The sequence below is a fragment of the Methylorubrum extorquens genome (genome assembly GCF_024169925.1).
Lineage (GTDB): Bacteria > Pseudomonadota > Alphaproteobacteria > Rhizobiales > Beijerinckiaceae > Methylobacterium > Methylobacterium extorquens_A.
Genome location: NZ_JALJXF010000001.1, coordinates 481459 through 506079 on the forward strand (window position 1 = coordinate 481459; position 24621 = coordinate 506079).

Annotated in this window: 23 protein-coding genes; 12 read left to right on the plus strand and 11 right to left on the minus strand. The window is 68.6% G+C overall.

Annotated features, from left to right (window positions below; translation table 11 throughout):
* Window positions 1-44: 44 nt before the first annotated feature.
* Together J2W78_RS02370 and J2W78_RS02375 are read left to right on the plus strand one after the other, a co-directional pair.
* Window positions 45-1124: a sensor histidine kinase gene (locus tag J2W78_RS02370; protein ID WP_253367703.1), complete on the plus strand. Its 1080-nt coding sequence runs from the start codon at window positions 45-47 to the stop codon at window positions 1122-1124.
* 88 nt (window positions 1125-1212) lie between these two features.
* Window positions 1213-1641, plus strand: coding sequence for a SufE family protein (locus J2W78_RS02375; RefSeq protein WP_253367704.1), 429 nt, complete (start codon window positions 1213-1215; stop codon window positions 1639-1641).
* Between the two features lie 38 nt (window positions 1642-1679).
* Here the strand turns inward: J2W78_RS02375 and J2W78_RS02380 are convergent, their stop codons facing one another.
* From J2W78_RS02380 to J2W78_RS02390, 3 genes are all read right to left on the minus strand, one after another.
* Window positions 1680-2522 (minus strand): DUF6456 domain-containing protein, encoded by an 843-nt coding sequence (locus J2W78_RS02380; protein ID WP_253367705.1) that lies wholly within the window; start codon window positions 2520-2522, stop codon window positions 1680-1682.
* A gap of 118 nt (window positions 2523-2640) precedes the next feature.
* A complete protein-coding gene (locus tag J2W78_RS02385; protein WP_003606491.1) occupies window positions 2641-2835 on the minus strand; it encodes a hypothetical protein in 195 nt (64 codons plus the stop codon).
* Between the two features lie 148 nt (window positions 2836-2983).
* Window positions 2984-3421 (minus strand): MucR family transcriptional regulator, encoded by a 438-nt coding sequence (locus J2W78_RS02390; protein WP_253367706.1) that lies wholly within the window; start codon window positions 3419-3421, stop codon window positions 2984-2986.
* A 438-nt stretch (window positions 3422-3859) separates the two neighbouring features.
* Between J2W78_RS02390 and J2W78_RS02395 the strand changes: the two genes are divergently transcribed.
* From J2W78_RS02395 to J2W78_RS02405, 3 genes are all read left to right on the plus strand, one after another.
* A complete protein-coding gene (locus tag J2W78_RS02395; protein WP_253367707.1) occupies window positions 3860-6007 on the plus strand; it encodes a S9 family peptidase in 2148 nt (715 codons plus the stop codon).
* Window positions 6008-6160: 153 nt separating this feature from the next.
* Window positions 6161-6583: a hypothetical protein gene (locus J2W78_RS02400; RefSeq protein WP_253367708.1), complete on the plus strand. Its 423-nt coding sequence runs from the start codon at window positions 6161-6163 to the stop codon at window positions 6581-6583.
* A 115-nt stretch (window positions 6584-6698) separates the two neighbouring features.
* Entirely contained in the window at window positions 6699-10073 is a 3375-nt protein-coding gene (locus J2W78_RS02405) for a hypothetical protein (protein ID WP_253367709.1), read from the plus strand.
* Window positions 10074-10076: 3 nt separating this feature from the next.
* On the opposite strand, the gene J2W78_RS02410 is transcribed toward J2W78_RS02405, so the two are convergent.
* The 5 genes from J2W78_RS02410 to fabA form a co-directional block, all read right to left on the minus strand.
* Window positions 10077-10478 (minus strand): DoxX family protein, encoded by a 402-nt coding sequence (locus J2W78_RS02410; RefSeq protein ID WP_253367710.1) that lies wholly within the window; start codon window positions 10476-10478, stop codon window positions 10077-10079.
* A gap of 56 nt (window positions 10479-10534) precedes the next feature.
* The gene (gene fliP, locus J2W78_RS02415; protein WP_253367711.1) at window positions 10535-11296 is read right to left on the minus strand and encodes a flagellar type III secretion system pore protein FliP; all 762 of its coding nucleotides are present in this window, start codon (window positions 11294-11296) and stop codon (window positions 10535-10537) included.
* A 67-nt stretch (window positions 11297-11363) separates the two neighbouring features.
* Complete coding sequence (gene fabI, locus J2W78_RS02420) at window positions 11364-12194, minus strand: enoyl-ACP reductase FabI (protein ID WP_253367712.1); 831 nt, start codon at window positions 12192-12194, stop codon at window positions 11364-11366.
* Between the two features lie 461 nt (window positions 12195-12655).
* Window positions 12656-13882: a beta-ketoacyl-ACP synthase I gene (gene fabB, locus J2W78_RS02425; RefSeq protein ID WP_253367713.1), complete on the minus strand. Its 1227-nt coding sequence runs from the start codon at window positions 13880-13882 to the stop codon at window positions 12656-12658.
* Between the two features lie 173 nt (window positions 13883-14055).
* Entirely contained in the window at window positions 14056-14595 is a 540-nt protein-coding gene (fabA, locus tag J2W78_RS02430; RefSeq protein ID WP_003604006.1) for a bifunctional 3-hydroxydecanoyl-ACP dehydratase/trans-2-decenoyl-ACP isomerase, read from the minus strand.
* A gap of 288 nt (window positions 14596-14883) precedes the next feature.
* On the opposite strand from fabA, the gene irrA reads away from it, so the two are divergent.
* Window positions 14884-15384: an iron response transcriptional regulator IrrA gene (gene irrA / locus J2W78_RS02435; RefSeq protein ID WP_253373944.1), complete on the plus strand. Its 501-nt coding sequence runs from the start codon at window positions 14884-14886 to the stop codon at window positions 15382-15384.
* A gap of 83 nt (window positions 15385-15467) precedes the next feature.
* Here the strand turns inward: irrA and J2W78_RS02440 are convergent, their stop codons facing one another.
* Window positions 15468-16061, minus strand: a complete 594-nt coding sequence (locus tag J2W78_RS02440) for an SH3 domain-containing protein (RefSeq protein WP_253367714.1) — start codon at window positions 16059-16061, stop codon at window positions 15468-15470.
* A 390-nt stretch (window positions 16062-16451) separates the two neighbouring features.
* Here J2W78_RS02440 and J2W78_RS02445 point away from each other — a divergent pair, with 390 nt between their 5' ends.
* A complete protein-coding gene (locus J2W78_RS02445) occupies window positions 16452-17456 on the plus strand; it encodes a 2-hydroxyacid dehydrogenase (RefSeq protein WP_253367716.1) in 1005 nt (334 codons plus the stop codon).
* Between the two features lie 363 nt (window positions 17457-17819).
* Here J2W78_RS02445 and J2W78_RS02450 read toward each other — a convergent pair whose 3' ends face one another.
* Window positions 17820-18833: a bifunctional riboflavin kinase/FAD synthetase gene (locus J2W78_RS02450; RefSeq protein WP_253367718.1), complete on the minus strand. Its 1014-nt coding sequence runs from the start codon at window positions 18831-18833 to the stop codon at window positions 17820-17822.
* A gap of 305 nt (window positions 18834-19138) precedes the next feature.
* On the opposite strand from J2W78_RS02450, the gene J2W78_RS02455 reads away from it, so the two are divergent.
* From J2W78_RS02455 to J2W78_RS02465, 3 genes are all read left to right on the plus strand, one after another.
* A complete protein-coding gene (locus J2W78_RS02455; protein WP_003604011.1) occupies window positions 19139-19522 on the plus strand; it encodes a response regulator in 384 nt (127 codons plus the stop codon).
* Between the two features lie 183 nt (window positions 19523-19705).
* Window positions 19706-20242 carry a protein phosphatase CheZ gene (locus J2W78_RS02460; protein WP_253367720.1) on the plus strand — a complete coding sequence of 179 codons (537 nt, stop codon included), beginning with the start codon at window positions 19706-19708 and terminating at the stop codon, window positions 20240-20242.
* A 153-nt stretch (window positions 20243-20395) separates the two neighbouring features.
* Complete coding sequence (locus J2W78_RS02465) at window positions 20396-20623, plus strand: hypothetical protein (protein WP_253367722.1); 228 nt, start codon at window positions 20396-20398, stop codon at window positions 20621-20623.
* Between the two features lie 37 nt (window positions 20624-20660).
* On the opposite strand, the gene J2W78_RS02470 is transcribed toward J2W78_RS02465, so the two are convergent.
* Window positions 20661-22136 carry an EAL domain-containing protein gene (locus tag J2W78_RS02470; protein WP_253367723.1) on the minus strand — a complete coding sequence of 492 codons (1476 nt, stop codon included), beginning with the start codon at window positions 22134-22136 and terminating at the stop codon, window positions 20661-20663.
* 284 nt (window positions 22137-22420) lie between these two features.
* On the opposite strand from J2W78_RS02470, the gene J2W78_RS02475 reads away from it, so the two are divergent.
* Together J2W78_RS02475 and J2W78_RS02480 are read left to right on the plus strand one after the other, a co-directional pair.
* Window positions 22421-22642 (plus strand): heavy-metal-associated domain-containing protein, encoded by a 222-nt coding sequence (locus J2W78_RS02475; protein WP_253367725.1) that lies wholly within the window; start codon window positions 22421-22423, stop codon window positions 22640-22642.
* A 244-nt stretch (window positions 22643-22886) separates the two neighbouring features.
* Window positions 22887-24560 (plus strand): formate--tetrahydrofolate ligase, encoded by a 1674-nt coding sequence (locus tag J2W78_RS02480; RefSeq protein ID WP_253367727.1) that lies wholly within the window; start codon window positions 22887-22889, stop codon window positions 24558-24560.
* Window positions 24561-24621: the final 61 nt, after the last annotated feature.

Genomic DNA, 24621 nt, shown 5'->3' on the forward strand with positions numbered 1-24621 from the left:
AGAGGAAGTCGTTTCAGGCTGCAGCAAGCGAATAGACGAGCGGTATGGGTGCTGACACGCCACAGGGCGGCCTTTCGGGGAATGGCGGGACGGACACCGCGTTCGACCTCAGCGACGGCTTTCGCCGCTTCGCTGACCACGTGCCGCTGATGATGTGGCGGACGGATGACTCCGGCCGCTCCACCTATCACAACGAGTGCTGGCTCCAGTTCACGGGACGTGCCCTGGCCGACGAGATCGGCAATGGCTGGCGCAACGGGTTGCATCCGGACGATTTCGACCGCCACGCCGAGATCGTCGCGAAATCAATTGAGTCGCGCCTTCCCTTCACCGTGGAGTTTCGCCTGCGCCGTCACGACGGCGCCTATCGCTGGCTCCTTGATACCGGCCGTCCGCTCGAGGAGAACGGCGTCTTCCACGGCTATCTCGGCTCGTGCTTCGACATCACCGACCGGAAGAACGCCGAGGAGCATGCCGAGCGCGCCCTGGTCGAGAAGGAGACGCTGCTTGCCGAAATCTACCACCGGGTGCGCAACAACCTCCAAGTGATGGTGAGCCTGATCGGCCTCTACGGCCGCGCCGCACCGGATGCCTGCCGCGGCAGCTTCGATGCCCTGGGCCAGCGGGTGCGGGCGATCGCCCTGGTGCAGCAGCATCTGCACGAGGCGCCACACATCGCCTCGATCGACCTGCGCGATTATCTGCGGCGGCTCGCCTCCGGGCTCGGACAGTTGCGCCGGGCCGGGAGGATCGGCGTGACGGTCGACGGAGACGGGACGAGTCTGGTCGAGCCGCGCACCGCCAACGCCCTTGGCATGATCGTGGCGGAGGTCGTCGCGGAATGCCTCGATGCCACGACGGAGACGGTGACCTGCGGCATCAGCATCCGCATTGAGGCAGGGGCCGGCGCTCCGGTGCGCCTCTCGGTCGTCTCCGGGTCCGGAGAGGCCGCTGCGGAGGGGCGGGAGGGCGTGCCGAAACTCGGTCCCCGCCTCATCGCCGCCTATGCCGCACAGGCCGAGATCGCGGTCAGCGGCACGGCGACGGCGGCCGACCCGCTTCACCTGCAATTGCCTGAGGCCCGCGCCTACGTGCCGCCGACACTCTCGCCTTCCCTGAGCTGACGCAAAGGGTGCAGGCGGGTGCCTCGCTGCCTGGGCTAACGATCGCTATATCGGAATCGATTGACCGATGCGCCTGAACGCGAGTGCCATGCTCCCCGACCTCGACACCATCATCGAGAACTTCGAGATCCTCGACGACCCCATGGATCGCTACGAGTATGTGATCGAGCTCGGTAAGCTGATGCCTAAAATGCCGGAAGCGGCGAAGGTCGAGGACAACCGCGTTTCCGGCTGCGAAAGCCAGGTGTGGATCGACGTCTCTCTAAAGGACGACACGGGTCACCCGGCGCTGAAGCTCGAAGGGGACAGCGACTCCCATATCGTGAAGGGCTTCGTGGCGCTGATGGTGGCGCTTTACGAGGGGAAGACGCCGGACGAGGCGATCAAGGCCGACGGCTTCGATCTGCTCAAGCGTCTCGATTTCGGCGCGCACATCACATCGAAGCGCTCGAACGGCGTGCGCGCGATGGTGGACCGCATCCGGAAGGATGCGGGCCGCCTTCAGACACTGAACTGATCCGCCGCGAGACCTCTAATGCGGCGGGCCAGGGGATCTCAGGACGAGGCCGGCGGCCGGTCCGTCTTGAGGCGCCATGCGCGGGTGCGGGCCCGCTCCGGTCCTGTCGCCTCGCGCGCGATGCCGTAATGCTCGGCGAGCCGGCCGAGGGCGATCCGGGCCACCACCTTGGCGGATCGCGCCGGCCAGCGCCGCTCCGCCTCGATCCGTTCGAGGCCCTTGAGGAAGCCGCACAGGTCGATCAGAAGCCCCGACAAATCCGAGCCCACCGCCGCCAGCGCGAGATCCACCCGCTGGCGCGCGGCAATGACCCGGTCGGAGCCCGAACTCGGATCGCGCGGGCCGCCGCCATCGACGCGCGGGGCGGTCCAATCGGTCGAGAGTTGCGGCATCGTCTGTGCCGAGGCGAGGTCGTGACGCAGCCGCTCGCCCGCCGCGAAGGCGGCCGCATCGATCATCGGCTCTCCGTCGCGTCCGCGCCGCCGCGCCATCCAGGCCAGAGGGCTCTCCGCCGTGTCCCGCACCCGTTCCCCATCGCCCGTGCGCTCCCGGACCACGGCGAGGTGCTGCATTCGGAAGCTGTCCGGCCCGCTGATTTCCGCTCGCCGCAGACGGGCGCGACCGGCTGCAACGATGACCAGCCGGTTGCGCCGCCCGTCATCGCGCGATGCGAGATCCGCCGCCACCAGCGCTTCGCCGGCCCGTACCGGAAAACGCCCCGCGCCCAGCGATACCCCTTGTCCGCCGCTGCGCACGATCAGCGTTTCCGGCGCACTTGGATCAGGGAAGGCGTAGGCGCCCTCGGGCGCCAGCGCCGCCAGCAGGCGTTCGGCATCGCGTCCGAGACCACCCATAATGTTCGTGTTTTGTTCTTTCAACATCGCACCACCCGAACCGGAACCGCGACGGGAGGCTAAGGGAAAATCGTCCTAATACAAGTCTTGACAGACTTTGGTGCTGCCTCAGGTTGCACCGTCACGCTGCCGGTGCCGGGCGCTTTCAGGCCTGAGACGGCTTGGTTGGTGGCTTTTTCAGGATCTCTGCGATCTCGTCCTCGGACTTGCCGCGCACCGCGTATCCCATCTGCTCGAAGCGATCGATCAGACGGTCACTGTCGCAGGCCGAGCGGGCCGCCCACTCGGCGAGCGCTTCATTGGTCTTGGCAAGTTGTTCGGAGGGGCTGTCGTCGCTCATGTGAAGGCAATGCAGCAGAGGTTGCGCCGTTCCACGATTTTATTGTTGATAACCTGATTCGCCAATCGCCCCCCGCACGAACCGCCGCTGCGCCAAGCCTGAAAAGGGCGGCGCAGCCTGCGTTTCGTGGGGGGCGGCGGAAGAAACCTCAGGCGGCTGCCTCGTAGCCCGGCCGCACCTGACCGAGGCCGATCGCCTTGGCGAGGTCGGAGCGAGCCTTGGCATAGTTCGGCGCTACCATCGGGTAGTCGGGCGACAGGCCCCACTTGGCGCGATACTGCTCGGGGGAAAGGTTGTATTTGGCGCGCAGGTGCCGCTTCAGCGACTTGAAGGTCCGCCCGTCTTCCAGGCAGACGAGATAGTCCGGCTGGATCGACTTCTTGATCGAAACGGCCGGCTGGAGCGCCTCCTGGGCCACGGGCTGCGGAGCGCCGGTGCGGCCGGTTCCGACCTGGATCAGGGCGCCGTGGATGCTGCCGATCAGACCGGCGAGTTCGGCGGCCGGCACCGGGTTATTGCTCACATAGGCGGCGACGATATCGGCCGTGAGAGCGACGTAATCGACCGGCGTCTCGGTTTCGTTCATGTTCTTGGCTGTCCCTTGGCGGTGCATCGCGCGCAATCGATCCGGCCCGTCATCCGGCTTGAAGATGGAAACGGACAGGTACCTATCGGCCTGTGCAATGATGCCGCTTGATTTCGGTTTGGCGTGACGCCCCCGCAGTCACGGGTTCTACCTAGAACATCCAAATTAGACCTGCAAGACAGGACGGGTATGCACAACTGAACGGACCCTTCGCCATCTGGGACGTGCACAATTTGTCGTGAATGCTCGACATCTCTGAGACCGGGACGGTCCATCCGCTGCGTTCGCACCCGCGCCGCGGCGTGGAGCAGCAGAGGCGTGGCAAGGGGGCGGCGCATTTGCCAGCCTTGCGGCCACGGCCGCCGCGCGGCACACCGCCTGATATCTCACGCGTTTTTTCTCAAGCGTCCCATTCAGCGTTCCCACCGGAGTCCGGCGATGACCTTCGAGCCACCCCCCTTCGCCTTGCCGCCCGAGGCACCCGTTGCCGAGACACGCCCGCACGCCTTCGACCTCTTCGGCCAGCGCGTCGAAGACCCGTTCGCATGGCTCAAGGCCGAGAACTGGCGTGCGGTGCTGAAGGACCCGTCGGCGCTGGCCCCCGACATCCGCGCCTATCTCGAAGCCGAGAATACCTATGCCGAGGCTGCGCTCAGTGGCGCGGCCGACCTGCGCAAAACTCTGGTCGCCGAGATGCGCGGGCGCATCCGCGAGGACGATGCCTCGGTGCCCGAGCCCGACGGACCTTTTGCCTATTATTCCCGCCACCGCGAGGGCGGACAGCATCCGCTGGTCTGCCGCCGGCCGCGCACCGTCCACCGCATCGCCGAGGAGCCGGAGGACGGCGAGATCGGCGAGCAGATCCTGCTCGACGGCGACCGGGAGGGGGAGGGCCTCGCCTTCTTCGAGATCGCCGGAGCAGCCCATTCCGACGACCACCGCCTGCTCGCCTGGGGCGTCGACACCAAGGGCTCGGAACTCCACACCATCCGCGTGCGCGATCTCGACACCGGCGAGGACCGCGCCGAGCGGGTCGAGTCGACTGCCGGCGACGCGGTGTGGAACGCTTCCGGCACCGCCTTCTTCTACGTGGCGCTGGACGAGAACCACCGTCCGGCCCGCGTCATGCGCCACCGCCTCGGCACCGATCAGGCGGAAGACACGACCGTCTACGAGGAATCCGATCCGGGTTTCTTCGTGAACATCGGCCGCACCCAGTCTGGCACCTACCTCACGGTCACGGCGAGCGACCACGAGACATCGGAGGTCTACCTGCTCGACCGCGGCGACGACGAGGGCGCGCTGGCCTGTGTCGCGCCGCGCGAGGAGCGGCTGATCTATTCGGTCGAGCATTGGGGCTCGTACCTCGTCATCCTGACGAATGCCGACGGCGCGGTGGACTTCAAGATTGTCACCTGCCCCCTCGACGCCACCGCGCGCGAGAACTGGCGCGACGCGGTGCCGTATCGGCCCGGCGTGATGATCCGGCACCTGCACGTGCTCGGCAATCACCTCGTGCGACTCGAACTGGAGAACGCCCTGCCGCGCATCGTCGTGCGCGACATGAAGGGCGAGGAGCACACCGTCTCCTTTGCCGAGGAAGCCTACTCGCTCGGGTTGCTTCCGGGTTACGAGTTCGAGACGGCGCGGATCCGCTTCAGCTATTCGTCGATGACGACGCCCGCCGAGACCTACGACTACGATTGCGTCACCCGCGCCCGCATCCTGCGCAAGCGCCAGAGCGTGCCGAGCGGCCACGAGCCCGCCGACTACGTGACCCGGCGCCTGTTCGCGACCGCACCCGACGGCGAGAGCGTGCCGATCTCGCTCCTGCACCGCCGCGGGCTCAGCCTCGATGGCTCGGCGCCGCTGCTGCTCTACGGCTACGGCTCCTACGGCACGCTGATGCCGGCGGGCTTTCGCACCAACCTGCTCAGCCTCGTCGATCGCGGCTTCGTCTATGCCATCGCCCATGTCCGCGGCGGTACCGAGAAGGGCTGGAACTGGTATCTCGACGGCAAGCGCGAGAAGAAGCCCAACACCTTCACCGATTTCGTGGCCTGCGGCCGGGCGCTGATCGAGGCGGGCTACACCGCCCAGGGCCGGATCGTCGCCCATGGCGGCAGCGCGGGCGGCATGCTGATGGGGGCGGCCGCCAACCTCGCGCCGGAGCTGTTCGCCGGCATCGTCGCCGACGTGCCCTTCGTCGATGTGCTCAACACCATGCTCGATGCGGATCTGCCGCTGACGCCGCCGGAATGGCCCGAATGGGGCAACCCGGGCGAGAGCGAGGAGGCCTTCAAGACGATCCTGGCCTACTCGCCCTACGACAACGTCGCCGCCAAGACCTATCCGGCGATCCTTGCGCTCGGCGGCCTCACCGATCCGCGCGTGACCTATTGGGAGCCGGCCAAATGGGTGGCGCGTCTGCGCGCTACCATGACCGGCGGCGGCCCGGTTCTCATGAAGATCAACATGGAAGCCGGGCACGGCGGCGCCGCCGGCCGGTTCGACCGCCTGGAGGAGGTTGGCCTGATCTACGCCTTCGCGCTGATGGCAGCGGGGCGCGCGGCGAAATCGGTCTGACCCCGATCGGGGCCGGTCGCGACATGCTGCGCGGCCGGCGCTTCGACAAAGCTTCGCGAAGAGGGCAGAACAACGCCCGCGCCTTTGCTATGCTCAGGCGACGAAAAATAAGATCAAAATAATGATTATGCAAAAGGCCCAGGGAGAAACACGATGAAGCATTTCGCGATCGCAGCCGCGATTCTGTTCGCATGGCCGCTCGCCGCTGCGGCCGAGGCACCCGCCGCGCCTGACATCGCCAAGACTGCGCCCGAGGCTGCTCCGGACGCTGCCCCGAAGGCGCCCCAGACCGCGCAGGAGCGCCAGGAGGCGAATGCGGCCAAGCTCGCAGGGCTCGTCCGCTTCGTCGGCGAATCCTGCAAGGAGTCGCAGCCCGATTACGAGCGGTTCAAGGCGGTGGTTTCCGCCATGGGCGTCGACATCGACGCGATCTCGAAGGGCGAATTGCTCATGCGCAGCATGGGCTACACCGAAGCCTACCGGAAAGACGTCGATGAGAGCTGCCGCAAGGCGCAGGAGATGTTCGGCGAGAAAGGCAAGGCGATCCCCGGCCTCGTCCTGCGAAAGGCCTCGTAACCGAGCGTCGTCCTTAAGTGCCCGTTCACTGCGCTGGGCGAGAGTGCCGGCACGAGTGGCGTTCGGCGCCCGGCCGTCGAGGGCCGGCCGCCGGTGAGGGCGGGCGTTTCGGGCGATGGGGGGAGGGGCCGGTCAGGCAAAGCGGCGTCCGGGCAGGGTTCTCCTGCGCGCCGGCTTCGCTGTCGGCCTCTGCGCCGCGGCCTCGGCGGCGGAGGCGGCCCGGCTCGTCTCGGCCAAGGGCGCGCAGCCGCCGGAGGGCTTCGGCCGCATCGTCCTGACCTTCGATGAGCCGGTCTCCGTCAAGGCGCGGGTGTCGGGCGCGATCCTCGTACTCAATTTCGGCGGAGCGGTGGGGGCCGGTCCCGAGCGCATCGCGGCGGGGATGCCGGACTACGTCACCGTGGTGCGGCGCGACCCCGACGGCTCGGCCCTGCGCCTCGCCCTGCAGCGGCCCTACCGCGTCAACGTGCAGGATGCCGGCGAACAGGTTTTCATCGATCTCCTGCCGGAGAGCTGGAACGGCTTCCTGCCGCCACTACCCACCGAAGTCGTCGCTGACCTCGCCCGCCGGGCGGCCGCCGCCGAGGCCAGCCTGAAGGCGCGCAATCCGGCCCCGGTGCCGCGTCCGCTCGCCCTCGAACTCGCCCGCACCGATGCGCGCACCCGGCTCTCCCTGCGCCTGCCGGAAGGCTCCGAGGCTGCCTTCGCCCCGAACGGCACCGGCACGCGCCTGACGCTGCCGGGAGCCTGGCGTATCGACGACCACGCCCTGCGCGGCCGCCTCGATCCGAATCTCGGCCGTGTCACGGTCGAGACGGAGGCCGGCGAGACACGGATCGTGGCGAGCCCAGCCGAGGGGGTGACACTCGCCACCCTGCGCGACGAGGATGTCGTGGCGATCGATTTCGTCACAAAGCCCAAGGTAACGGAAACCGCGACCGAGACCCCGAACTCACCCGTTCCGCCGGCCGGAGCGCCGGTCGCGGAGGCGAAGCGCGGGGCGAAGGAGGCACCGAAAGAGTCCGCGCGGCCCGCCGCATCGGGCGCCGCCGCATCGCCGCGCCACGCCGCGCCGGCCCCGGTGTCGCGCAAGGCGGGCTCCGGACTCGTCTTCCCCTTCGCTAAGCGCGTGCCGGCAGCATTGTTCGAGCGCGGCGGCATCGTCACCCTCGTCTTCGCCACGACCGAGCCGGTCACCGTGCCGCCGCCCGGTGCCACCGGGCTCGTCGCGCTCGCGCCGCCGCTGCGCAGCGGCGGCTTCACCATCCTTCGCTTCACCGCACCCGCGGGCCGGCTCGTGGACCTGCTGCCCGTCACCGAGCCGGCCGGATGGGAACTGGCGACCGGCGACGGTCTTTCGCCGAGCGAGAGCCTGACCGCCCAGCGCGCGCCGATGGCTCAGGGCCGGCTCGGCGTCACCGTGCGACTGCCCGAGGCCGGCCCGGCCGGTTGGCTCAATCTCGATGGCGAGCGCATCGCCGTCGTCACCACCGACGGCAGCCGCCCGGCCGGCGTCGTCAAGGCGCAGCGCTTCGTCGAGTTCGAGCTGATTCCGAGCCGGCTCGGCCTCGCCGTTCTCGCCAACGCCGACGATCTCATCGTGCGGCCGGATCTCGACGGCGTGACGATCGGCCGTGAGGGGGCAAGAGAGGGCGCACGGGAAGGCCGCGACGGCGGGCTCTCGGTGTCGGGCATTTCCCGCCCCGCCGATCCGCCCGTGGGCGCCGTCACGGAACTGGCGGTCGATCGCGACGCCTGGGAACGGGCACAGCGCGGCGACGTGCGCGCGACCCTGCGGGAGGGTCTGACCGTCGCCGTCGAGGCCCATCGCCGCGACCGCGGCGGCGCCCGCCTCGGTCTCGCCCGGGCGATGATGGCCAACGACCTTGACGTGGAGGCGCTGGGCGCGCTGACCTCCGCCGCCGCCGAGGATGTGGTCATCGACGGTGACCGGCAGACGGCGCTGATGCGCGGTATCCTGCTCGCCCGGATCGGACGGGCGGAGGAGGCGCGCAAGCTCCTCTCCGACGAGCGGCTCGCCACCAATCCGGAGGCCCGGCTCTGGCGCGGCTACGCCGACGCCCTGGCCGGCCGTTGGAGCGAGGCGGCCGTCGCTCTGCGTGCCGGTGAGTCAGTCCTGGAGCGCTACCCCGAGCCGCTCGCCTCGCTGTTCCATGCCGCTGCCGCCGAGGCCGCGGTCGAAACCGGCGATTGGGAGGCGGTCACCCGCGAATCGATTGCCGCCACCCGCGCCGCGACCGAGTACACCCGAGACCGGCTGACGCTGCTGCGGGCGAAGATGGACGAGGCGACCGGCCGCAGCGCGGCGGCGCTGGCGGCCTACGAGACGCTGCGGGGCCAGGCGCCATGGCCGCTGGCGGCGGAAGCGACCCTGCGCGCCGCCTCCCTCGGCCACACCCTTGGCAAGACGCCTCTGCCCGAGGCGATCGACCAGTTGGAAGTTCTGGCCCTGACTTGGCACGGCGGCCCGACCGAGATCGGAACGCTCGGCGCGCTCGGCGGCCTCTATGAGGAAGCCGGGCGCTGGCGCAAGATCTTCACCACCGCCCGCCGCGCCAACGCCCTGAGCCCCGAGGCGCCGATTGCCCGCGCCCTGCACGACCGGGCCCTGGCCGTGTTCGAGGATCTGTTCCTGGGTGCCCGCGGCGAGCGGCTCGGCGGCGTCGAGGCGCTGGCGCTCTACTTCGACTTCAAGGACTTCGCGCCCGCCGGCCGGCGTGCCGACGAGATCGTGCGGCGGTTGGCCGACCGCCTCGTTGCCCTCGACCTGCTCGATTCCGCCGACGAATTGCTGCAATACCAAATCGATCACCGGCTGGAGGGCACGGCTCGCTCGTCGGTTTCGGCGCGTCTCGCCACGATCCGGCTGATGGAGGGCAAGCCGCTCCAGGCGCTCCAGACGCTCGACGCCACGCATCTGCCCGAACTGCCCGACGACGTACGCCGCGCCCGCGCGATGCTGCGTGCCCGCGCCCTGTCGGACCTCTCGCGCACCGATCTCGCGCTCGAGACCGTGGAGGGCGAAACCGGGGCCGACGCCGAGCGTCTGCGGGCCGACATCCTGTGGGCGGCCCGGCGCTGGCGCGAGGCGGGTGAGGCGCACGAGATGATCCTCGGGCCGGCTTGGCGCTCCGGAAAACCCCTCGACGACACCGCGCGGGCCGACGTGATCCGGGCGGGCATCGCCTACGGTCTCGCGGGCGAGTCTCTCGGGCTCGAACGGCTGAAGGCGAAGTTCGCGGGGCCGATGGCCGAGAGCGCGGATGCCCGCACCTTCGCCATGCTGACGCGGCCGGACGCGCCCCGCTCCGCCGCCTTCCGCGACGCGGCCCTGCGGGCAACCAAGGCGGAGACGCTCGCCGCCTTCCTCTCGGAGTACCGCAAGCGTTACCCCGAGAGCGCCGTACCGGAACCCGGCAGCGCCGCGACGGGCAACCGCGCCGAGGCGCCGTCCCCGCCGCCGGGGTGAGGCTCAGTACCGGCCGCGACCGCGCTGCGCGTCGATGCTCCACGGGCCGGGGCCCGCGAAGGCGATGTAGAGGAAGACGAAGCAGAACAGGATCGCCGCATCGCCGCCGTTCAGCGCCGGGAAGAAGCTCTTGGGAGCGTGGGCGATGAAGTAGGCAAAGGCCATCTGACCGGAGAGGATGAAGGCCACCGGCCGGCTGAACAGCCCAACCACGAGCAGCGCGCCGCCGATGAGTTCGAGCAGGCCTGCGATGCCCGACAGCGACATCAGCGGCGGGTTCATCGAGCTTGCCGGAAAGCCGAGGATCTTCTGCGTGCCGTGCGCCATGAAGACCAGCGCCGAGACGATGCGCAGGATGCTCAGCATCCGCGGGGCCCAATGAGTGGTGGTGGTCGTCAGATCCATGTGTCGGCGTCCTCTTTACGCGGCCGCCACAACCTCGAATCGTATCGTGGCGGGCCTTAGCCTCCGTAGCTCTGAATCAAGGAGCCCGCCACCAGCGTCCAACCGTCGACCAGAACGAAGAAGATCAGCTTGAACGGGAGCGCGACGGTGGCCGGCGGCAGCATCATCATGCCCATCGCCATCAGCACCGAGGCGACGACGAGGTCGATGATGAGGAAGGGGATGAACAGGAGGAAGCCGATCTCGAAGGCGCGCCGCAGCTCGGAGATCATGAAGGCCGGGGTGACGATCTCCAGGCCGATCGCCTCCGGGCCCGCCGGGGCCGGCTGGCGTGCCATGTCGAGGAACAGCTTGAGGTCCTTCTCGCGCACGTTGCGCAGCATGAAGGTCTTGAACGGCGCCGAGGCGCGCTCGAACGCCTGGGACTGGCTGATCTGGCCCGCCATCAACGGCTCGACGCCGGTCCGGTAGGCCTCCCGTGCCGTCGGCGCCATCACGAAGGCGGTCAGGAACAGGGCCAAGCTGACCATCACCGTATTGGGCGGGGCGGTCTGCGTGCCAAGCGCCGAGCGCAGGATCGACAGCACGACGACGATCCGGGTGAACGAAGTCGCCATCACCAGCACGGAGGGCGCGAGCGCGAGCACCGTGATCAGTGCGACGAGCTGTAGCGCCCGTTCCGTGGTGCCGCCCGCGCCGAGATCGAGGGTGACACTCTGCGCCCACGCTGCGCCCGCGCCGCCCACGAGCAGGAGGGAAGCCAGGACCAGCGTCAGGGAAAGGGATCTCGGCACGAGTCGGCGGGGGGAGGGGATCATCGCGGGCCGCACCCTGCGGCGTGACGCGGTCGTGCACAAGCGACGCGACGACACGCTGCCGGTGGGATCACAGATCGCCGACGACGCCCGCCTCGTCCTGGGCCTGGAGCACTGCCGGGCGTGGCATCGAGATGATGTTGTAGCCCGAATCGACGAAGTGGATCTCGCCGGTCACGCCGCCCGACAGGTCGGACAGCAGGTAGAGGGCGGAGTTGCCGACATCGTCGAGCGTCACCGTACGCCGCAGCGGCGCGTGCGCCTTCTGGTGGTTGTACATCAGCCGCGCGTCGGCGATGCCGGCGCCGGCCAGCGTGCGCATCGGGCCGGCCGAGAGCGCGTTGACGCGGATCCCGTCGGGGCCGAGGTCGCTGGCGAGATAGCGGACGGACGCTTCGAGCGCGGCCTTGGCCACACCCATCACGTTGTAGTTCGGCATCACCCGGGTCGAGCCGGCATAGGTCAGCGTCAACAGCGCGCCGCCCCGCGGCATCCGGGCGGCGGCACGCTGGGCGATCTCGGTGAAGGAGAAGCAGGAGATCGTCATGGTCCGCGAAAAGTTCGCGCGGGTCGTGACATCGACGTAGCGGCCCTTGAGCTGCGCCTTGTCGGAAAAGCCGATGGCGTGGACGATGAAGTCGATCCCGTCGGGGAAGCGCGCGTCGAGGGTGGCGAAGGCGGCATCGACGGTGGCGAGATCCTCGACGTCGCAGGGCAACACGATGTCGGAGCCGACGGAGGCTGCGAGCGGTGTCACCCGGCGGCCCAAAGCCTCGCCCTGATAGGTGAAGGCCAGTTCGGCACCGTGCCGGTGCAGGGTCTTGGCGATGCCCCACGCGATCGAATGATCGTTGGCGACCCCCATGATGAGGCCGCGCTTGCCCGCCATCAAACCCGTCATTCCACCAACCCGTACGCGTTCGGCCCGGCGCCGCGGCGCCCCCTGCGAGGCTTAGCCCGCCGGGCGAGGGCCTGTCCACGCGTGGCGCCGGATTGCGCACGGGCATCCCGGAGCGGCACCGGAGGCCAGTCATGAAAAAGGCCCCGGCGCGGAGGCGGCGGGGCCGAACCATGGATCGTTCGCGGGCAGTCGTCAGAAGTAGCCGCGGGTTCCCGACTGCGCGTCATCGATCAGGGTCTGCTTGGCGCGCACCGCCACGCTCGCGGCGATGGCGATGCCGGAGACTGTTAGCAGAGCGAGGAGAGCGATCATGATTTAACCTGCATATCGAAGCAGGAACGTGCGTGCAACGGGTGGGTTCCGCCGGTCCATCAGACTAAGGTCCGGCTTATGCTTCGCTTTTATTTCGCAGGTGCGAAGGAGCTGGTGCCGCACGGCGCGATGCCGTGCAGCGGGATCGGTCACGCATCCGGATGTTTGAGCACGAGCGTCGCGTTGGTGCCGCCGAAGCCGAAGGAGTTCGACATCACGTGCCCGAGTTGGGCCCCGTCCCGGCGCTGGCGCAGGATCGGCATATCGGCGAAGGCCGGGTCGAGTTCCTCGATATGCGCGCTCTCGCAGATGAAGCCGTTGTTCATCATCAGGAGCGCGTAGATCGCCTCCTGCACGCCGGTCGCGCCCAGCGAATGCCCGGTGAGCGACTTGGTGGCCGAGATCGGCGGGCAGGCGTCGCCGGCACCGAACACTGCGCGGATCGCCTCGATCTCCTTGTCGTCGCCGACCGGCGTCGAGGTGGCGTGCGGGTTGATGTAGTCGATCTTGACGCCCTTCAGGTCTTCCATGGCTTGGCGCATGCAGCGCACCGCGCCCTCGCCGGAGGGGGCAACCATGTCGTGCCCGTCGGAGGTGGCGCCGTAGCCGGCGACCTCGCCGTAGATCCGCGCGCCGCGGGCCTTGGCGTGCTCGTACTCCTCCAGCACCAGCACGCCGGCGCCGCCCGCGATGACGAAGCCGTCACGATTCACGTCATAGGCGCGCGAGGCGCGGGCCGGGGTCTCGTTGTAGCGCGAGGACATCGCACCCATGGCGTCGAACAGGACGGAGAGCGTCCAGTCCAGCTCCTCGCAGCCACCCGCGAAGATGATGTCCTGCCGGCCGCCGCGGATGATCTCGGCGGCGTTGCCGATGCAGTGATTCGAGGTCGCGCAGGCCGAGGAGATCGAATAGTTGACGCCGCGGATCTTGAACCACGTCGCCAGCGTGGCCGAGGCGGTCGAGGACATCGCTTTTGGCACCGCGAACGGGCCGACGCGCTTCGGCCCCTTCTCGCGGGCGATGGCGGCGGATTCGACGATGGTCCGGGTCGAGGGACCGCCCGAGCCCATGATGATGCCGGTGCGGTCGTTGGAGACCTCGCGTTCCTCCAGGCCCGCATCGCGGATCGCCTGATCCATGGCGATGTGGTTCCAGGCGGTGCCGCCGCCGTGGAAGCGCATGGCGCGGCGATCGACGACGCCCTCGGGATCGATCGTCGGCGCACCCGCCACTTGGCTGCGGAAGCCGTGTGCGGCCTGCGCCTCGGAGCGGGCGATCCCGGAACGGGCCTCGCGCAGGGAGTCCAGAACCTCCCCGGTATTGTTGCCGATGGACGAGACGATGCCCATCCCGCTGATGACGACACGCCGCATGATGGCTCGTGCTGCTGACGCCGCGGCTGGTGCGGCGTTTCCTCGGGGGGTCAGTTAGGATGATGCGCGGCCAATCTCAACCGCGCTTCACGCACTCGGCGCCGAACCGGCGGCCGGTTCGGCGCAAAATACCCTCCGAACCGAGGGGCAGGATCGAGCCAGCTGAGCCGGTTTCAGGCGCGGAAGAGCGCCACGCGCAGGTCGTTCGCCTCGTAGATGCGCCGGCCATCGGCCTCGAGCCACCCGTCGGCGATCCCGAGCACGAGCTTGCCTTGACGCACGCGCTTGATGTCGATGCCGTAGACGACCTGCTTGACGGTCGGCAGCACCTGATCGGTGAACTTCACCTCGCCGACGCCCAGCGCCCGGCCGCGGCCCAATGCGCCGAGCCAGCCGAGGTGGAAGCCGACGAGCTGCCACAGGGCGTCGAGCCCGAGGCAGCCGGGCATCACCGGATCGTCCTTGAAGTGGCAGGGGAAGAACCAGAGGTCCGGCCGGATATCGAACTCGGCCAGCACGTGACCCTTGCCGTGGGCGCCGCCCTCGGTGCCGATCGAGGTGATCCGGTCGAACATCAGCATCGGCGGAAGCGGAAGCTGGGCATTACCCGCCCCGAACAGCTCACCGCGCCCGCAGGCCAGGAGATCCTCGTAGGAGAAGCTCGAAGCGCGCTGCGGAGAAGCGCCGTCGGATTGCTGGTCGAGAGAGGCCATGGATGACGTACGGGTCCTCGGTGACGGACGGGTCCGATGCGTGCGAACGGACGAGGCGTGATGGAATGGGCGCCTCGTTAGCACAGCCTCCGCGCGCCCACAAAGCGGCTCCCGCGCAGTGCCGATGCACAGTCTACGCTCGGCCCAACACCCGTCGGGCCGATGCGAGCCATGCGTCTTCCACGTATCAAACCGGTGTCGACATCGGCATGGGTTGCCGCAGGGCTCCGTGAGCCGTATAATTTCTACGCTATACTCATTCTAAATAAGTGGGAATCGCTCCCGACGATGTCCGATCTGATGCCTCTCCAGGCCGTGCTGAACGCACGGTCCGCTTCGCCGGGCGACGCTAGCGGCCGTCGGGGCTGCCCACTCTCCGACCTGCGCGATCGTTTGCGCCGGGCCGGCCTGCGCCCGACCCGTCAGCGTCTCTCGCTGGGCTGGCTTTTGTTCGGCCGCGGCGACCGCCACCTGACCGCGGAAATGCTCTACGACGAGGCGATGCGCGCCAAGGTGCCGGTCTCGCTGGCGACCGTCTACAATACGCTGCATCAGTTTACCGAAGCCGGCCTGCTGCGCCAGCTCGCGCTCGATGGCTCGAAGGCCTATTTCGATACCAACCCGAGTGAGCACCACCACTTCTTCTTCGAGGAAGAGGGCGAGGTTCTCGACATGCCGGATTGCGGTATCACGGTCGATTCGCTGCCCGATGCTCCCGAGGGCATGGAGATTGCCGGCGTCGAAGTGATCGTGCGTTTGCGCCGCCGCAAGGTATCCGGCCGCGCCTGATCCGGCGCCCCCGACTTCAGACACGAGAAAGGGCCCGGATTTCCGGGCCCTTTCTCGTTTCGATCATGGCGCGGCGGCTCGGCCTACTCCACCCGCTCGTCGGGGTAGACGCCCCACAACCGATTCTGGCGGATGTAGCCGTCGACGTCGCCACGCTTGTCCGGAAGCGGCACCACGAGGCGGCACCACGAGCCCGTGCATCCCTTCACGCTGCCGATGACGCCGGGCTGCAGCCGCGCCTGCTCGGCCGACTGCTCGTCGGCGCGGGCGGTCAGCGGCACCGTCGCCTTGGCGGCGTCGGCCCGTTCGCCCGACGGAGGAATCACCACGGCGGTCCGCCGGCCGGAGAGCAACGAGTGCAGGACCCAGCCCTCCGTTCCTTCCGAATCGCGGATGCGGCGCCAGGTCTCGAACTCGGCGACGATCTCGACCGGCAGACCCTCGCGCTGGAACACCCATAGGGTGCGGTGGTCCTTCGAGGGGCCCTCGCGCAGGTTGACGCGGTTGGTCTTCAGGCTGGCGTAGCGCGGCAGGGGCAGCTTGGTCACGGGCCCTTTGCCGACCTCCGGCGCCGGGGCCGGGGCGGCTTCGGCAGTCAGCGGTATCAAAAGGGCGAACAGAGCCGCGAGCAGCGCGAGGCGCGCGGGGTTCATCGGGGGAAGCTCAGGCGGGCGCATGGTGCCTCGTCTCCGATCCGTGTCTCTGGAGCATCGTCCCGAAAGGTGGCCGCCGGCCTTCGGAAGAGACGATGCACAAGCACAATGCTCCAAGGTCATTCCGGCGGCGACGTTTCGGCGCGTGCGGGAGCACAGGCCGGAAACGTCCGCGGGTCGGCTTACGATCGGCCGACCCTCGGGCACTCATCCATCCGGGTCAGGGCCGCATTGTGTTCGCCGACCTCTCTGCTAGAGAGGCCGAACGTCCTGTGGCAGGCCGGGGAACCGGTCCGCCTACCGCTCCATCTGGCCGCGCCATGGTTAAGGGAGCGTAAGCCGACCCCCCGCGGCATAGCGGGGTGGCGTCCGGCGCAGGCACGGGAATGCGGACGGCCTCGTCGGGGAGGGAACATGTCGTCGTTGAAGCGCAAGCCGCTGGTGGTCGTCACGCGGCGTCTGCCGGACGTCGTCGAGACGCGCATGCGCGAATTGTTCGATACCCGCCTCAACCACGATGATGCGCCACTCTCGCAGGAGGCACTCGCCGCCGCGATTCGCGAGGCCGACGTGCTCGTGCCCACCGTCACCGATGAGATCGGGGCCGGACTGCTCGCGCAGGCGGGGCCGAACCTGAGGCTCATCGCCAATTTCGGCAACGGCGTCGATCATATCGACGTCGCCGGGGCGCTGGAGCGCGGCATCACGGTCACCAACACGCCCGGCGTGCTGACCGAGGACACCGCCGACATGACCATGGCGCTGATTCTGGCGGTCGCCCGCCGCCTCGCGGAAGGCGCGCGCATCATACCCGACGACGATTGGACCACGGGATGGTCGCCGACCTGGATGCTCGGCCGCCGCATCACGGGCAAGCGCCTCGGCATCGTCGGCATGGGCCGCATCGGTCAGGCGCTCGCCCGCCGGGCCAAGGCCTTCGGGCTGTCGATCCACTACCACAACCGCCGCCGGGTGCCGTCGCATATCGAGGAATCGCTCGATGCGACCTACTGGGAATCCCTCGACCAGATGCTGGCCCGCGTGGATATCGTCTCGGTCAACTGCCCGCATACGCCTGCGACCTATCACCTGCTCTCGGCCCGCCGCCTGAAGCTGCTCAAGCCCGAGGCGATCGTCGTCAACACCGCCCGCGGCGAGGTGATAGACGAGAACGCGCTGGCGCGCCTGATCGAGGGCGGCGAGATCTCGGCTGCCGGCCTCGACGTGTTCGAGCAGGAGCCGGCGGTGAGCCCGCGCCTCGTGCGGCTCGCCCGCACCGGCAAGGTCGTGCTGCTGCCGCATATGGGCTCGGCAACGCATGAGAGCCGCACCGATATGGGCGAGAAGGTCATCATCAACATCAAGACCTTCATGGACGGCCACCGTCCGCCGGACCGGATCCTTCCGAGCATGCTCTGACCGGCTGCCCGCCGGCTTGCGCCGAAGGCGGATCTCAACGCTGTCTTTCGGCATGTGGGGTACTATCCCCCCTCATGCAGCATGAAGAACGACGCGGCATCGCGCGTGCCAACGAGCGCCAAAGGCACGAGTTTCACATCGTGTTGGGCTTGCTGATCCTATGGGGTGGCTCGTTCCGGTAACTTGCCCGAGCCGCCCTTTTTGGCGTCGTCCTCGTTCCGAGCCGGCAGGATACGGACCGCTGGCTACCCGACGATCCCGTGGCGTTCTGGCTCCTGCTCGGACCGGTCACGATGGTCGGGACGGGGATCTTCGCTTGGATCCACCGAAACGACCCGATCTGACAGGCCGTCTTCGATCTGTTCAGCCCAGCATCGACGGCACGCGATCCGTGCGGATGGCCGCCTTGGCCCGAGCCGAGTCGACGTCCATCTGCGCGATCAGCGCCTCGGCGCTCGAAAACTTCTCCTCGCCGCGCAGGTAAGCCAGCAGCTCGACGGCGACTTCCTGCCCGTAGAGATCCCCCTTGAAGTCGAACAGGTGCACTTCGAGGAGCGGCGCGCCGTCGTCAAAGGTCGGGCGGCGGCCGTAGCTCGCCACGCCATCGTGCAGGCATCCGTCGGCGAGGCGCACACGCACCGCATAGATGCCGTGGGCGAGCCCGCAGGATTCGAGGGCGAGGTTGGCGGTGGGGTAGCCAAGGGTCCGTCCGCGCTTGTCGCCGTGGCGCACCTGGGCCAGCACGAACCAGCGATAGCCGAGAAGGTCGTTGGCCCGCGCCACATCGCCCGATGCGAGGGCGGCGCGAATCGTGCTCGACGAGATCGGCGCATCGCCGGGATCGGCCGAGACCGCGGGGACGATGCGGCAGGACAGGCCGGCCCCGGCGCAGAGTTCGGCGAGCGTCCCCGGTGAGCCCTCGCGCCCGCGGCCGAAATGGAAATCGTGGCCGATCACCACGCCGGACAGGCCGAGCCCGTCGCGCAGCCAGCCCTCCACGAAATCCCGGGCGCTGGTCCCGGCCAGCCGCTCATCGAACCGGCGCACGATCAGGCCGTCGAGACCGAGGCGCGCGAACACGATCTCCTTGGCGCTGGGGCCGGTGAGGCGGAACATCGGCTGGTCGGGGGCGAAGAAGGCGCGCGGATGCGGCTCGAAGGTCAGCACGGCGGCGGGACGTGACCCCGCCTCGGCGCGCACCGCCTCGATCAGCGTACGGTGGCCGCGATGGACGCCATCGAAATTGCCGAGCGCGGCGACGGCACCCGCCAGCGCCGGAGGCACCGGGTCATCCTCGCGGCAGACCGTGAAGGGTCTCGAAAGGGGGCGGAGGCCGGTCCCGGCGGGCGGCACGGCGTTCTCGTCGCCTGAGGGCATCGGCTCCTGCGATCGAATGTCTGCGAGTCTCAAGGAAATGTCGGCCGGGAGCAGCGACGGGACGCGTCGGCGCGGCCGGGCTCGTCCGCCTCGTCCCCGCGCGGCGGGAGAGCGGCGGGAGACTTGGCGAAATCAGTCTCTCGGGTCAAGCGAGGGGAAGGGCGCCGGATTAACTGGTTCGCAATCCGCGCCGCCTATTGTCTGAGAACGGAAGGCAGCTCCGCTCGCACGCGTCGATGCGACGTTGATCGCTCGAGAGAGCCGCGCCGCCAGTATCGATCAGGGACAAACGGAGCAATCGTCATATGGCCCTCGACCTCAGCATGCCTATCCTGGTGGTCGACGACTACCAGACCATGGTGCGTATCATCCGCAACCTCCTCAAGCAGCTTGGCTTCGAGGACGTGGATGATGCCTCCGACGGTACTGCGGCACTGGCGCGCCTGAAGGGCCGCAAGTACGGCCTCGTCATCTCGGATTGGAACATGGAGCCGATGACCGGCTACGAGCTTCTGCGCCATGTCCGCGCCGACGAGGGCCTGCGCACGACGCCATTCATCATGGTCACCGCCGAGTCGAAGACCGAGAACGTCATCGCCGCCAAGAAGGCGGGCGTGAACAACTACATCGTCAAGCCCTTCAACGCCGCCACCCTCAAGTCGAAGATCGAGGCGGTGTGCGGGGCCTGATCTCACGATCCGCCGATGGACCGTCGCGCTGGACGAATGCGCGCCGAGCCGGAACGAGCGGACTGACACCGTAACGAGAGCCGGTCCCGGCGGTGATGCCGTCGGGACCGGCCTACAAGGAGCGGTCGTCCCCTTGGGTGGCCGTCAACGGATCGAACACGAGAACGTCGCGAGAGATCGCCCATGAAGATGATGGCAACGGCACGCGACGGCCGGTCGCAGAACTCCAACCCATCGGCGATGGTGAAGGAACTTCTCGACATCGCGGACTACATCGCGAGCCTGCGGGACGCGATCGCGATCCTGCGGGCCAACGAGCTGACGCGTGACCGTCTGCCGATGGTCCACGAGGAGTTGAGCGAGGTGGTGACGGCGACCGCTGGCGCGACCAACTCGATCATGGGCACCGCCGAAGCCATTCTCGCGCTGCCCGACGGGCCGGGCTACCGCGACGCCGTCGAGGCCAAGATCTACGACATCTTCGAGGCCTGCACCTTCCAGGACATCACCGGCCAGCGCATCGCCAAGGTGGCAGAGGCGATGAGCCAGCTCGAAGGTCGGCTCGCCCGCTTCAGTGCCGCCGTGAAAGCCCGCGACGCCGCCGGCATCGACGAGATCGAAGTCGACCGGCGCAAGCGCAACGAATCGCTGCTGCTTAACGGGCCGCAGATGGGCGGTCCCGCGACCGCGCAGGATGCCATCGACGCGCTGTTCGCCTGACCCGGCGGGACAACGGCCTCGGACGGGGCCGGCATCAGTCCGCCATTACGGCCAAGCTGCCTTGTTCCGAACATCGCCGTTGCGAAAAGCCGTCACGGTCATCCCTGAAAAAGGGTGCGGGATCCGAGCTGGGGACTCCGCAGGGGCTGGACCATGGCGAACTTCGATCTGCTGTCCGATCGCGCATCCGGCGATGCCCTCGACCGCGCCCGCGCGCAGGGGCAAATGCACCATTCCATCGCGACGACGCTTCTCGTGATCGCGGCCGCCCGCGCCGAGCGCGCGGCGCCTCCGGTCCATGCGGCACGCCAGCGTCTGGCGAAAATCTACGGAGCCTCCCGGCTGCGTAAGCGGATGGAACGCGACGCCGCCCGAGGCTGACGCCCGCCGTCCACCAACGTCGCGCCCGCTGCAGGCCTCACCCGGCTCTGCGCAGGAAGTCCCGGAACGGGCGACGCTGCGGCGGCGGGCTCGGCGGTGGTTCGGGCGAGGGCGGCGGCGGCGCTGCCTCGGGCGAAGCCGAGAGCACCTCCGCCCGTACGGCACGCGGGGCGGCGAACACCCCCCCTTGCGCCAGCGGCACATCGAGATCGATGAGGTCCGGCACCTCTGTCTCGGCCTCGACGCCGGTCGCGACGAGCCGGATTCCGGCTCGCGCCAGGGATGTCACCAGATCCTCCAGGGCGATATCCGGCCTCGCCTCCCGGTCGAGGGGCCGCAGCAGCAGCGAGGCTGCGACCTTGACCTGCGTGATGCCGCGCTCGGCCAGAGCGGTCGGGTCAAACCGCAGGTCGATTGGGCGATCCATTACGAAGCCAATCCGCCCGCGCAAACCCGCCAGCAGGGCGGCCTGCTCCGCATCAAGGCTGCGCCAGCTCGATTGCGGCAGGGCGATCACGACGCGGCCCGCGAGTTCCGGCCCCTCGCTGACGAGGCGGCCGAGGGAGCGCAGGAAGCCCGGCTCGAACAGCGAATGCGGCGTCAGGCTGTAGCTGACCGAGGCCGGGCTGCCGCGTCCCTGGAGATGGCGCGCGATCGTCGCGACACGCTGGAGCATGCGCCGGTCGAGCGCGGTGGTGCGGCCGTGCCGCTCCAGAACGGGCAGGAACGTCTCCGGCGCGTAGACCGCGTCGCCGACCTTGAGCCGCGCCAGCGCTTCGTAGGCGACGACCTTGCGCTGCGGCAGGGTGACGACCGGCTGCAGGAAGACTTCCAGACCCTCGCCGTCGAAGGCTTCGATCAGTGAGGCCGCGTCGGCGGCGGCGGCGAAATGGTCGGTGGGACGAGCCGCCGGCAAGGTCGTGCGGGGCACGAGCCGCATCGGCGGCGCCAGCGGTTCCGTCTCGGGGGGAACGGTCGCGGCCGGGGCCGGGCGTGGCCGGGCCGGCTCCGCCGCCGCTTGCGGAACCGGCTTCGGCTGGGGCGCCTGCGCCTGTACCCTCAGGCGGGCGATGTCGCCGTCCTGCGACGCCACCACCGCGGCGAGTTCCCGGACGATGCCGCTGAGGATGCCGATTTCGGCGGTCACCTCCTCGATCCCGGCATCGAGCCGTGCGTCGAGTGCCTTGACCGCCTCGTCCGAAGTCTGCGCCGAGGGGGCCGCCGTCGCCGAATCCTGCATGCGCGACTGGATCAGCGCGGCCGTGACGGCTTCCAGCTTCACGAGGCGTTGCGACAGGACGCCGATCTCCTTCGAGACGACCTCCTGCGCGACGGCGAAGGCGGACAGTCGCCGCCACAGAAGCGCTCCGCCGACGATCGCGAGGCCGGACACGGCGGCGACGGCGGCGAGGGGCAGGATGAGCGCCAGCGGAACGAGGACCAGGATGCCGATGAGGCCGAGGATCCAGGGGGTGCCGCGCGGGCGGATCGTTCGGGCTTTCGGTGTTTTCACCGTCGATCGACGCGCTTCTGTCTGGCGGCCACGGCCGGGCTTCTCATTCACGGTGCGGAGCAGGCGCCCGCAGAACGTGTGGGTGAAACGCGCCGGATCGCGCGAGGCCGCATCCGGATCGTCGTAACCCTAATGTCGCCGACGCCGCTTCCGGCTGCAAGGCGGTGTCATAGGTTTCTCCCGTGCATTCGGCCCGAACGCGCCTGGAGCTTGCCGCGCGCGATCCCGAAGCCACATCTTCGGAGGCCTGTCTGTACCCGGCGGGCAGCGAGGAGACGATGGCGATGGACCAGAGCCCGATCGAACTGACGATGCGCGTGGACGGGATGACCTGCGAGGGATGCGCCGAGGCCGTGCGCCGCACGATCCGCCGCCTCGACCCGCAGGCGGAAGTCGCGGTCGATGTCGGCTTGGGCCGGGTCTCCGCGACGACGGTCGCGCAAAGTCTCGACGTGGCGCAGGCACTGACCAAGGCCGGTTACACCGCCACCGCGATGACCGGCTGAAACCATTCGGCCTCGCGTGCCGGCTGGCCGGGGGCGGATCACCTGTCCGAGATCACTTGTCCCATCAGAAAACTTAACGGTCGGGATCAAAAAAATCCGAGACGCTTTTCTTCGTCGTTTCGCTCACACTGCGACAATCGGTTTATCGTGGCCGTTCCGTTCGCTACCACGCAAGCGCAGGGACGGACCGGGCGACGGCTCGGCACGCCGCGAGCCCGCGTGACAAGAAACGACGGTGAGAGAAATGCCCTCAGATATCGAGATCGCCCGCGCGGCGACCCTGAAGCCGATCGCCCAGGTCGCCGAAAAGCTCGGCATCCCGGACGAGGCACTTCACAACTACGGCAAGCACATCGCCAAGATCGACCACGGCTTCATCGCCTCGCTCGAGGGTAAGCCCGAGGGCAAGCTGGTGCTCGTCACCGCGATTTCCCCGACGCCCGCGGGCGAGGGCAAGACCACGACCACGGTGGGTCTCGGCGACGCGCTCAACCGCATCGGCAAGAAGGCGGTGATGTGCCTGCGCGAGCCCTCACTCGGGCCCTGCTTCGGCATGAAGGGCGGCGCGGCGGGCGGCGGCAAGGCGCAGGTCGTGCCGATGGAGCAGATCAACCTGCACTTCACCGGTGACTTCCACGCCATCACCTCGGCGCACTCGCTCGCCGCGGCGCTGATCGACAACCACATCTACTGGGCCAACGAGCTCAACATCGACGTGCGGCGCATCCACTGGCGCCGCGTGGTCGACATGAACGACCGGGCGCTGCGCGCCATCAACCAGTCGCTCGGCGGCGTCGCCAACGGCTTTCCGCGCGAGGACGGGTTCGACATCACCGTCGCCTCCGAAGTGATGGCAGTGTTCTGCCTCGCCAAGGATCTGGCCGATCTCGAGGAGCGCCTCGGACGCATCGTCATCGCCGAGACCCGTGACCGCAAGCCGGTGACCCTGGCCGAGGTGAAGGCCACCGGCGCCATGACGGTGCTCCTGAAGGACGCGCTTCAGCCGAACCTCGTGCAGACCTTGGAGGGCAATCCGGCCCTGATCCATGGCGGCCCGTTCGCCAACATCGCCCACGGCTGCAACTCGGTGATCGCCACCCGCACCGGCCTGCGGCTCGCCGACTACACCGTCACCGAGGCCGGCTTCGGCGCGGATCTGGGTGCGGAGAAGTTCATCGACATCAAGTGCCGCCAGACCGGCCTCAAGCCGTCCGCGGTGGTGATCGTCGCGACGGTCCGTGCGCTCAAGATGCATGGCGGCGTCAACAAGAAGGATCTCGCGGGCGAGAACCTCGACGCGCTGGAGAAGGGTTTTGCCAACCTCGAGCGCCACGTGAACAACGTCCGGGGCTTCGGCCTGCCGGTGGTGGTGGGCGTGAACCACTTCTTCCAGGATACCGATGCCGAGCACACACGGCTCAAGGAGCTGTGCCGCGACCGGCTTCAGGTCGAGGCGATCACCTGCAAGCACTGGGCGGAGGGTGGTGCCGGCGCCGAGGAGCTGGCGCAGGCCGTGGTGAAGCTCGCCGAGGGCGAGCAGAAGCCGCTGACCTTCGCCTACGAGACCGACACGAAGCTGACCGACAAGATCAAGACGATCGCGACCAAGCTCTACGGCGCGGCCGACATCCAGATCGAGTCGAAGGCCGCCACCAAGCTCGCCGGCTTCGAGAAGGACGGTTACGGCGGGCTGCCGGTCTGCATGGCCAAGACGCAGTACTCGTTCTCGACCGATCCGAGCCTGATGGGTGCGCCCTCGGGCCACCTCGTCTCGGTGCGCGACGTGCGCCTCTCGGCGGGCGCCGGCTTCGTCGTGGTGATCTGCGGTGAGATCATGACCATGCCGGGCCTGCCCAAGGTGCCGGCGGCGGACAGCATCCGGCTCGACGCCAACGGGCAGATCGACGGGCTGTTCTAGAGCATCATCCCGAAAGGTGGTTGCCGGCTTTCGGAAAAAGATGATGCAAAAACAATAGACT

What these genes read in the sequence shown, in the direction of transcription:
- J2W78_RS02370 (WP_253367703.1), top strand. Translation starts at nt 45, where the DNA reads ATGGGTGCTGACACGCCACAGGGCGGCCTTTCGGGGAATGGCGGGACG.
- J2W78_RS02375 (WP_253367704.1), top strand. Translation starts at nt 1,213, where the DNA reads ATGCTCCCCGACCTCGACACCATCATCGAGAACTTCGAGATCCTCGAC.
- J2W78_RS02380 (WP_253367705.1), bottom strand. Translation starts at nt 2,522, where the DNA reads ATGTTGAAAGAACAAAACACGAACATTATGGGTGGTCTCGGACGCGAT.
- J2W78_RS02385 (WP_003606491.1), bottom strand. Translation starts at nt 2,835, where the DNA reads ATGAGCGACGACAGCCCCTCCGAACAACTTGCCAAGACCAATGAAGCG.
- J2W78_RS02390 (WP_253367706.1), bottom strand. Translation starts at nt 3,421, where the DNA reads ATGAACGAAACCGAGACGCCGGTCGATTACGTCGCTCTCACGGCCGAT.
- J2W78_RS02395 (WP_253367707.1), top strand. Translation starts at nt 3,860, where the DNA reads ATGACCTTCGAGCCACCCCCCTTCGCCTTGCCGCCCGAGGCACCCGTT.
- J2W78_RS02400 (WP_253367708.1), top strand. Translation starts at nt 6,161, where the DNA reads ATGAAGCATTTCGCGATCGCAGCCGCGATTCTGTTCGCATGGCCGCTC.
- J2W78_RS02405 (WP_253367709.1), top strand. Translation starts at nt 6,699, where the DNA reads ATGGGGGGAGGGGCCGGTCAGGCAAAGCGGCGTCCGGGCAGGGTTCTC.
- J2W78_RS02410 (WP_253367710.1), bottom strand. Translation starts at nt 10,478, where the DNA reads ATGGATCTGACGACCACCACCACTCATTGGGCCCCGCGGATGCTGAGC.
- fliP (WP_253367711.1), bottom strand. Translation starts at nt 11,296, where the DNA reads ATGATCCCCTCCCCCCGCCGACTCGTGCCGAGATCCCTTTCCCTGACG.
- fabI (WP_253367712.1), bottom strand. Translation starts at nt 12,194, where the DNA reads ATGACGGGTTTGATGGCGGGCAAGCGCGGCCTCATCATGGGGGTCGCC.
- fabB (WP_253367713.1), bottom strand. Translation starts at nt 13,882, where the DNA reads ATGCGGCGTGTCGTCATCAGCGGGATGGGCATCGTCTCGTCCATCGGC.
- fabA (WP_003604006.1), bottom strand. Translation starts at nt 14,595, where the DNA reads ATGGCCTCTCTCGACCAGCAATCCGACGGCGCTTCTCCGCAGCGCGCT.
- irrA (WP_253373944.1), top strand. Translation starts at nt 14,884, where the DNA reads ATGTCCGATCTGATGCCTCTCCAGGCCGTGCTGAACGCACGGTCCGCT.
- J2W78_RS02440 (WP_253367714.1), bottom strand. Translation starts at nt 16,061, where the DNA reads ATGCGCCCGCCTGAGCTTCCCCCGATGAACCCCGCGCGCCTCGCGCTG.
- J2W78_RS02445 (WP_253367716.1), top strand. Translation starts at nt 16,452, where the DNA reads ATGTCGTCGTTGAAGCGCAAGCCGCTGGTGGTCGTCACGCGGCGTCTG.
- J2W78_RS02450 (WP_253367718.1), bottom strand. Translation starts at nt 18,833, where the DNA reads ATGCCCTCAGGCGACGAGAACGCCGTGCCGCCCGCCGGGACCGGCCTC.
- J2W78_RS02455 (WP_003604011.1), top strand. Translation starts at nt 19,139, where the DNA reads ATGGCCCTCGACCTCAGCATGCCTATCCTGGTGGTCGACGACTACCAG.
- J2W78_RS02460 (WP_253367720.1), top strand. Translation starts at nt 19,706, where the DNA reads ATGAAGATGATGGCAACGGCACGCGACGGCCGGTCGCAGAACTCCAAC.
- J2W78_RS02465 (WP_253367722.1), top strand. Translation starts at nt 20,396, where the DNA reads ATGGCGAACTTCGATCTGCTGTCCGATCGCGCATCCGGCGATGCCCTC.
- J2W78_RS02475 (WP_253367725.1), top strand. Translation starts at nt 22,421, where the DNA reads ATGGACCAGAGCCCGATCGAACTGACGATGCGCGTGGACGGGATGACC.
- J2W78_RS02480 (WP_253367727.1), top strand. Translation starts at nt 22,887, where the DNA reads ATGCCCTCAGATATCGAGATCGCCCGCGCGGCGACCCTGAAGCCGATC.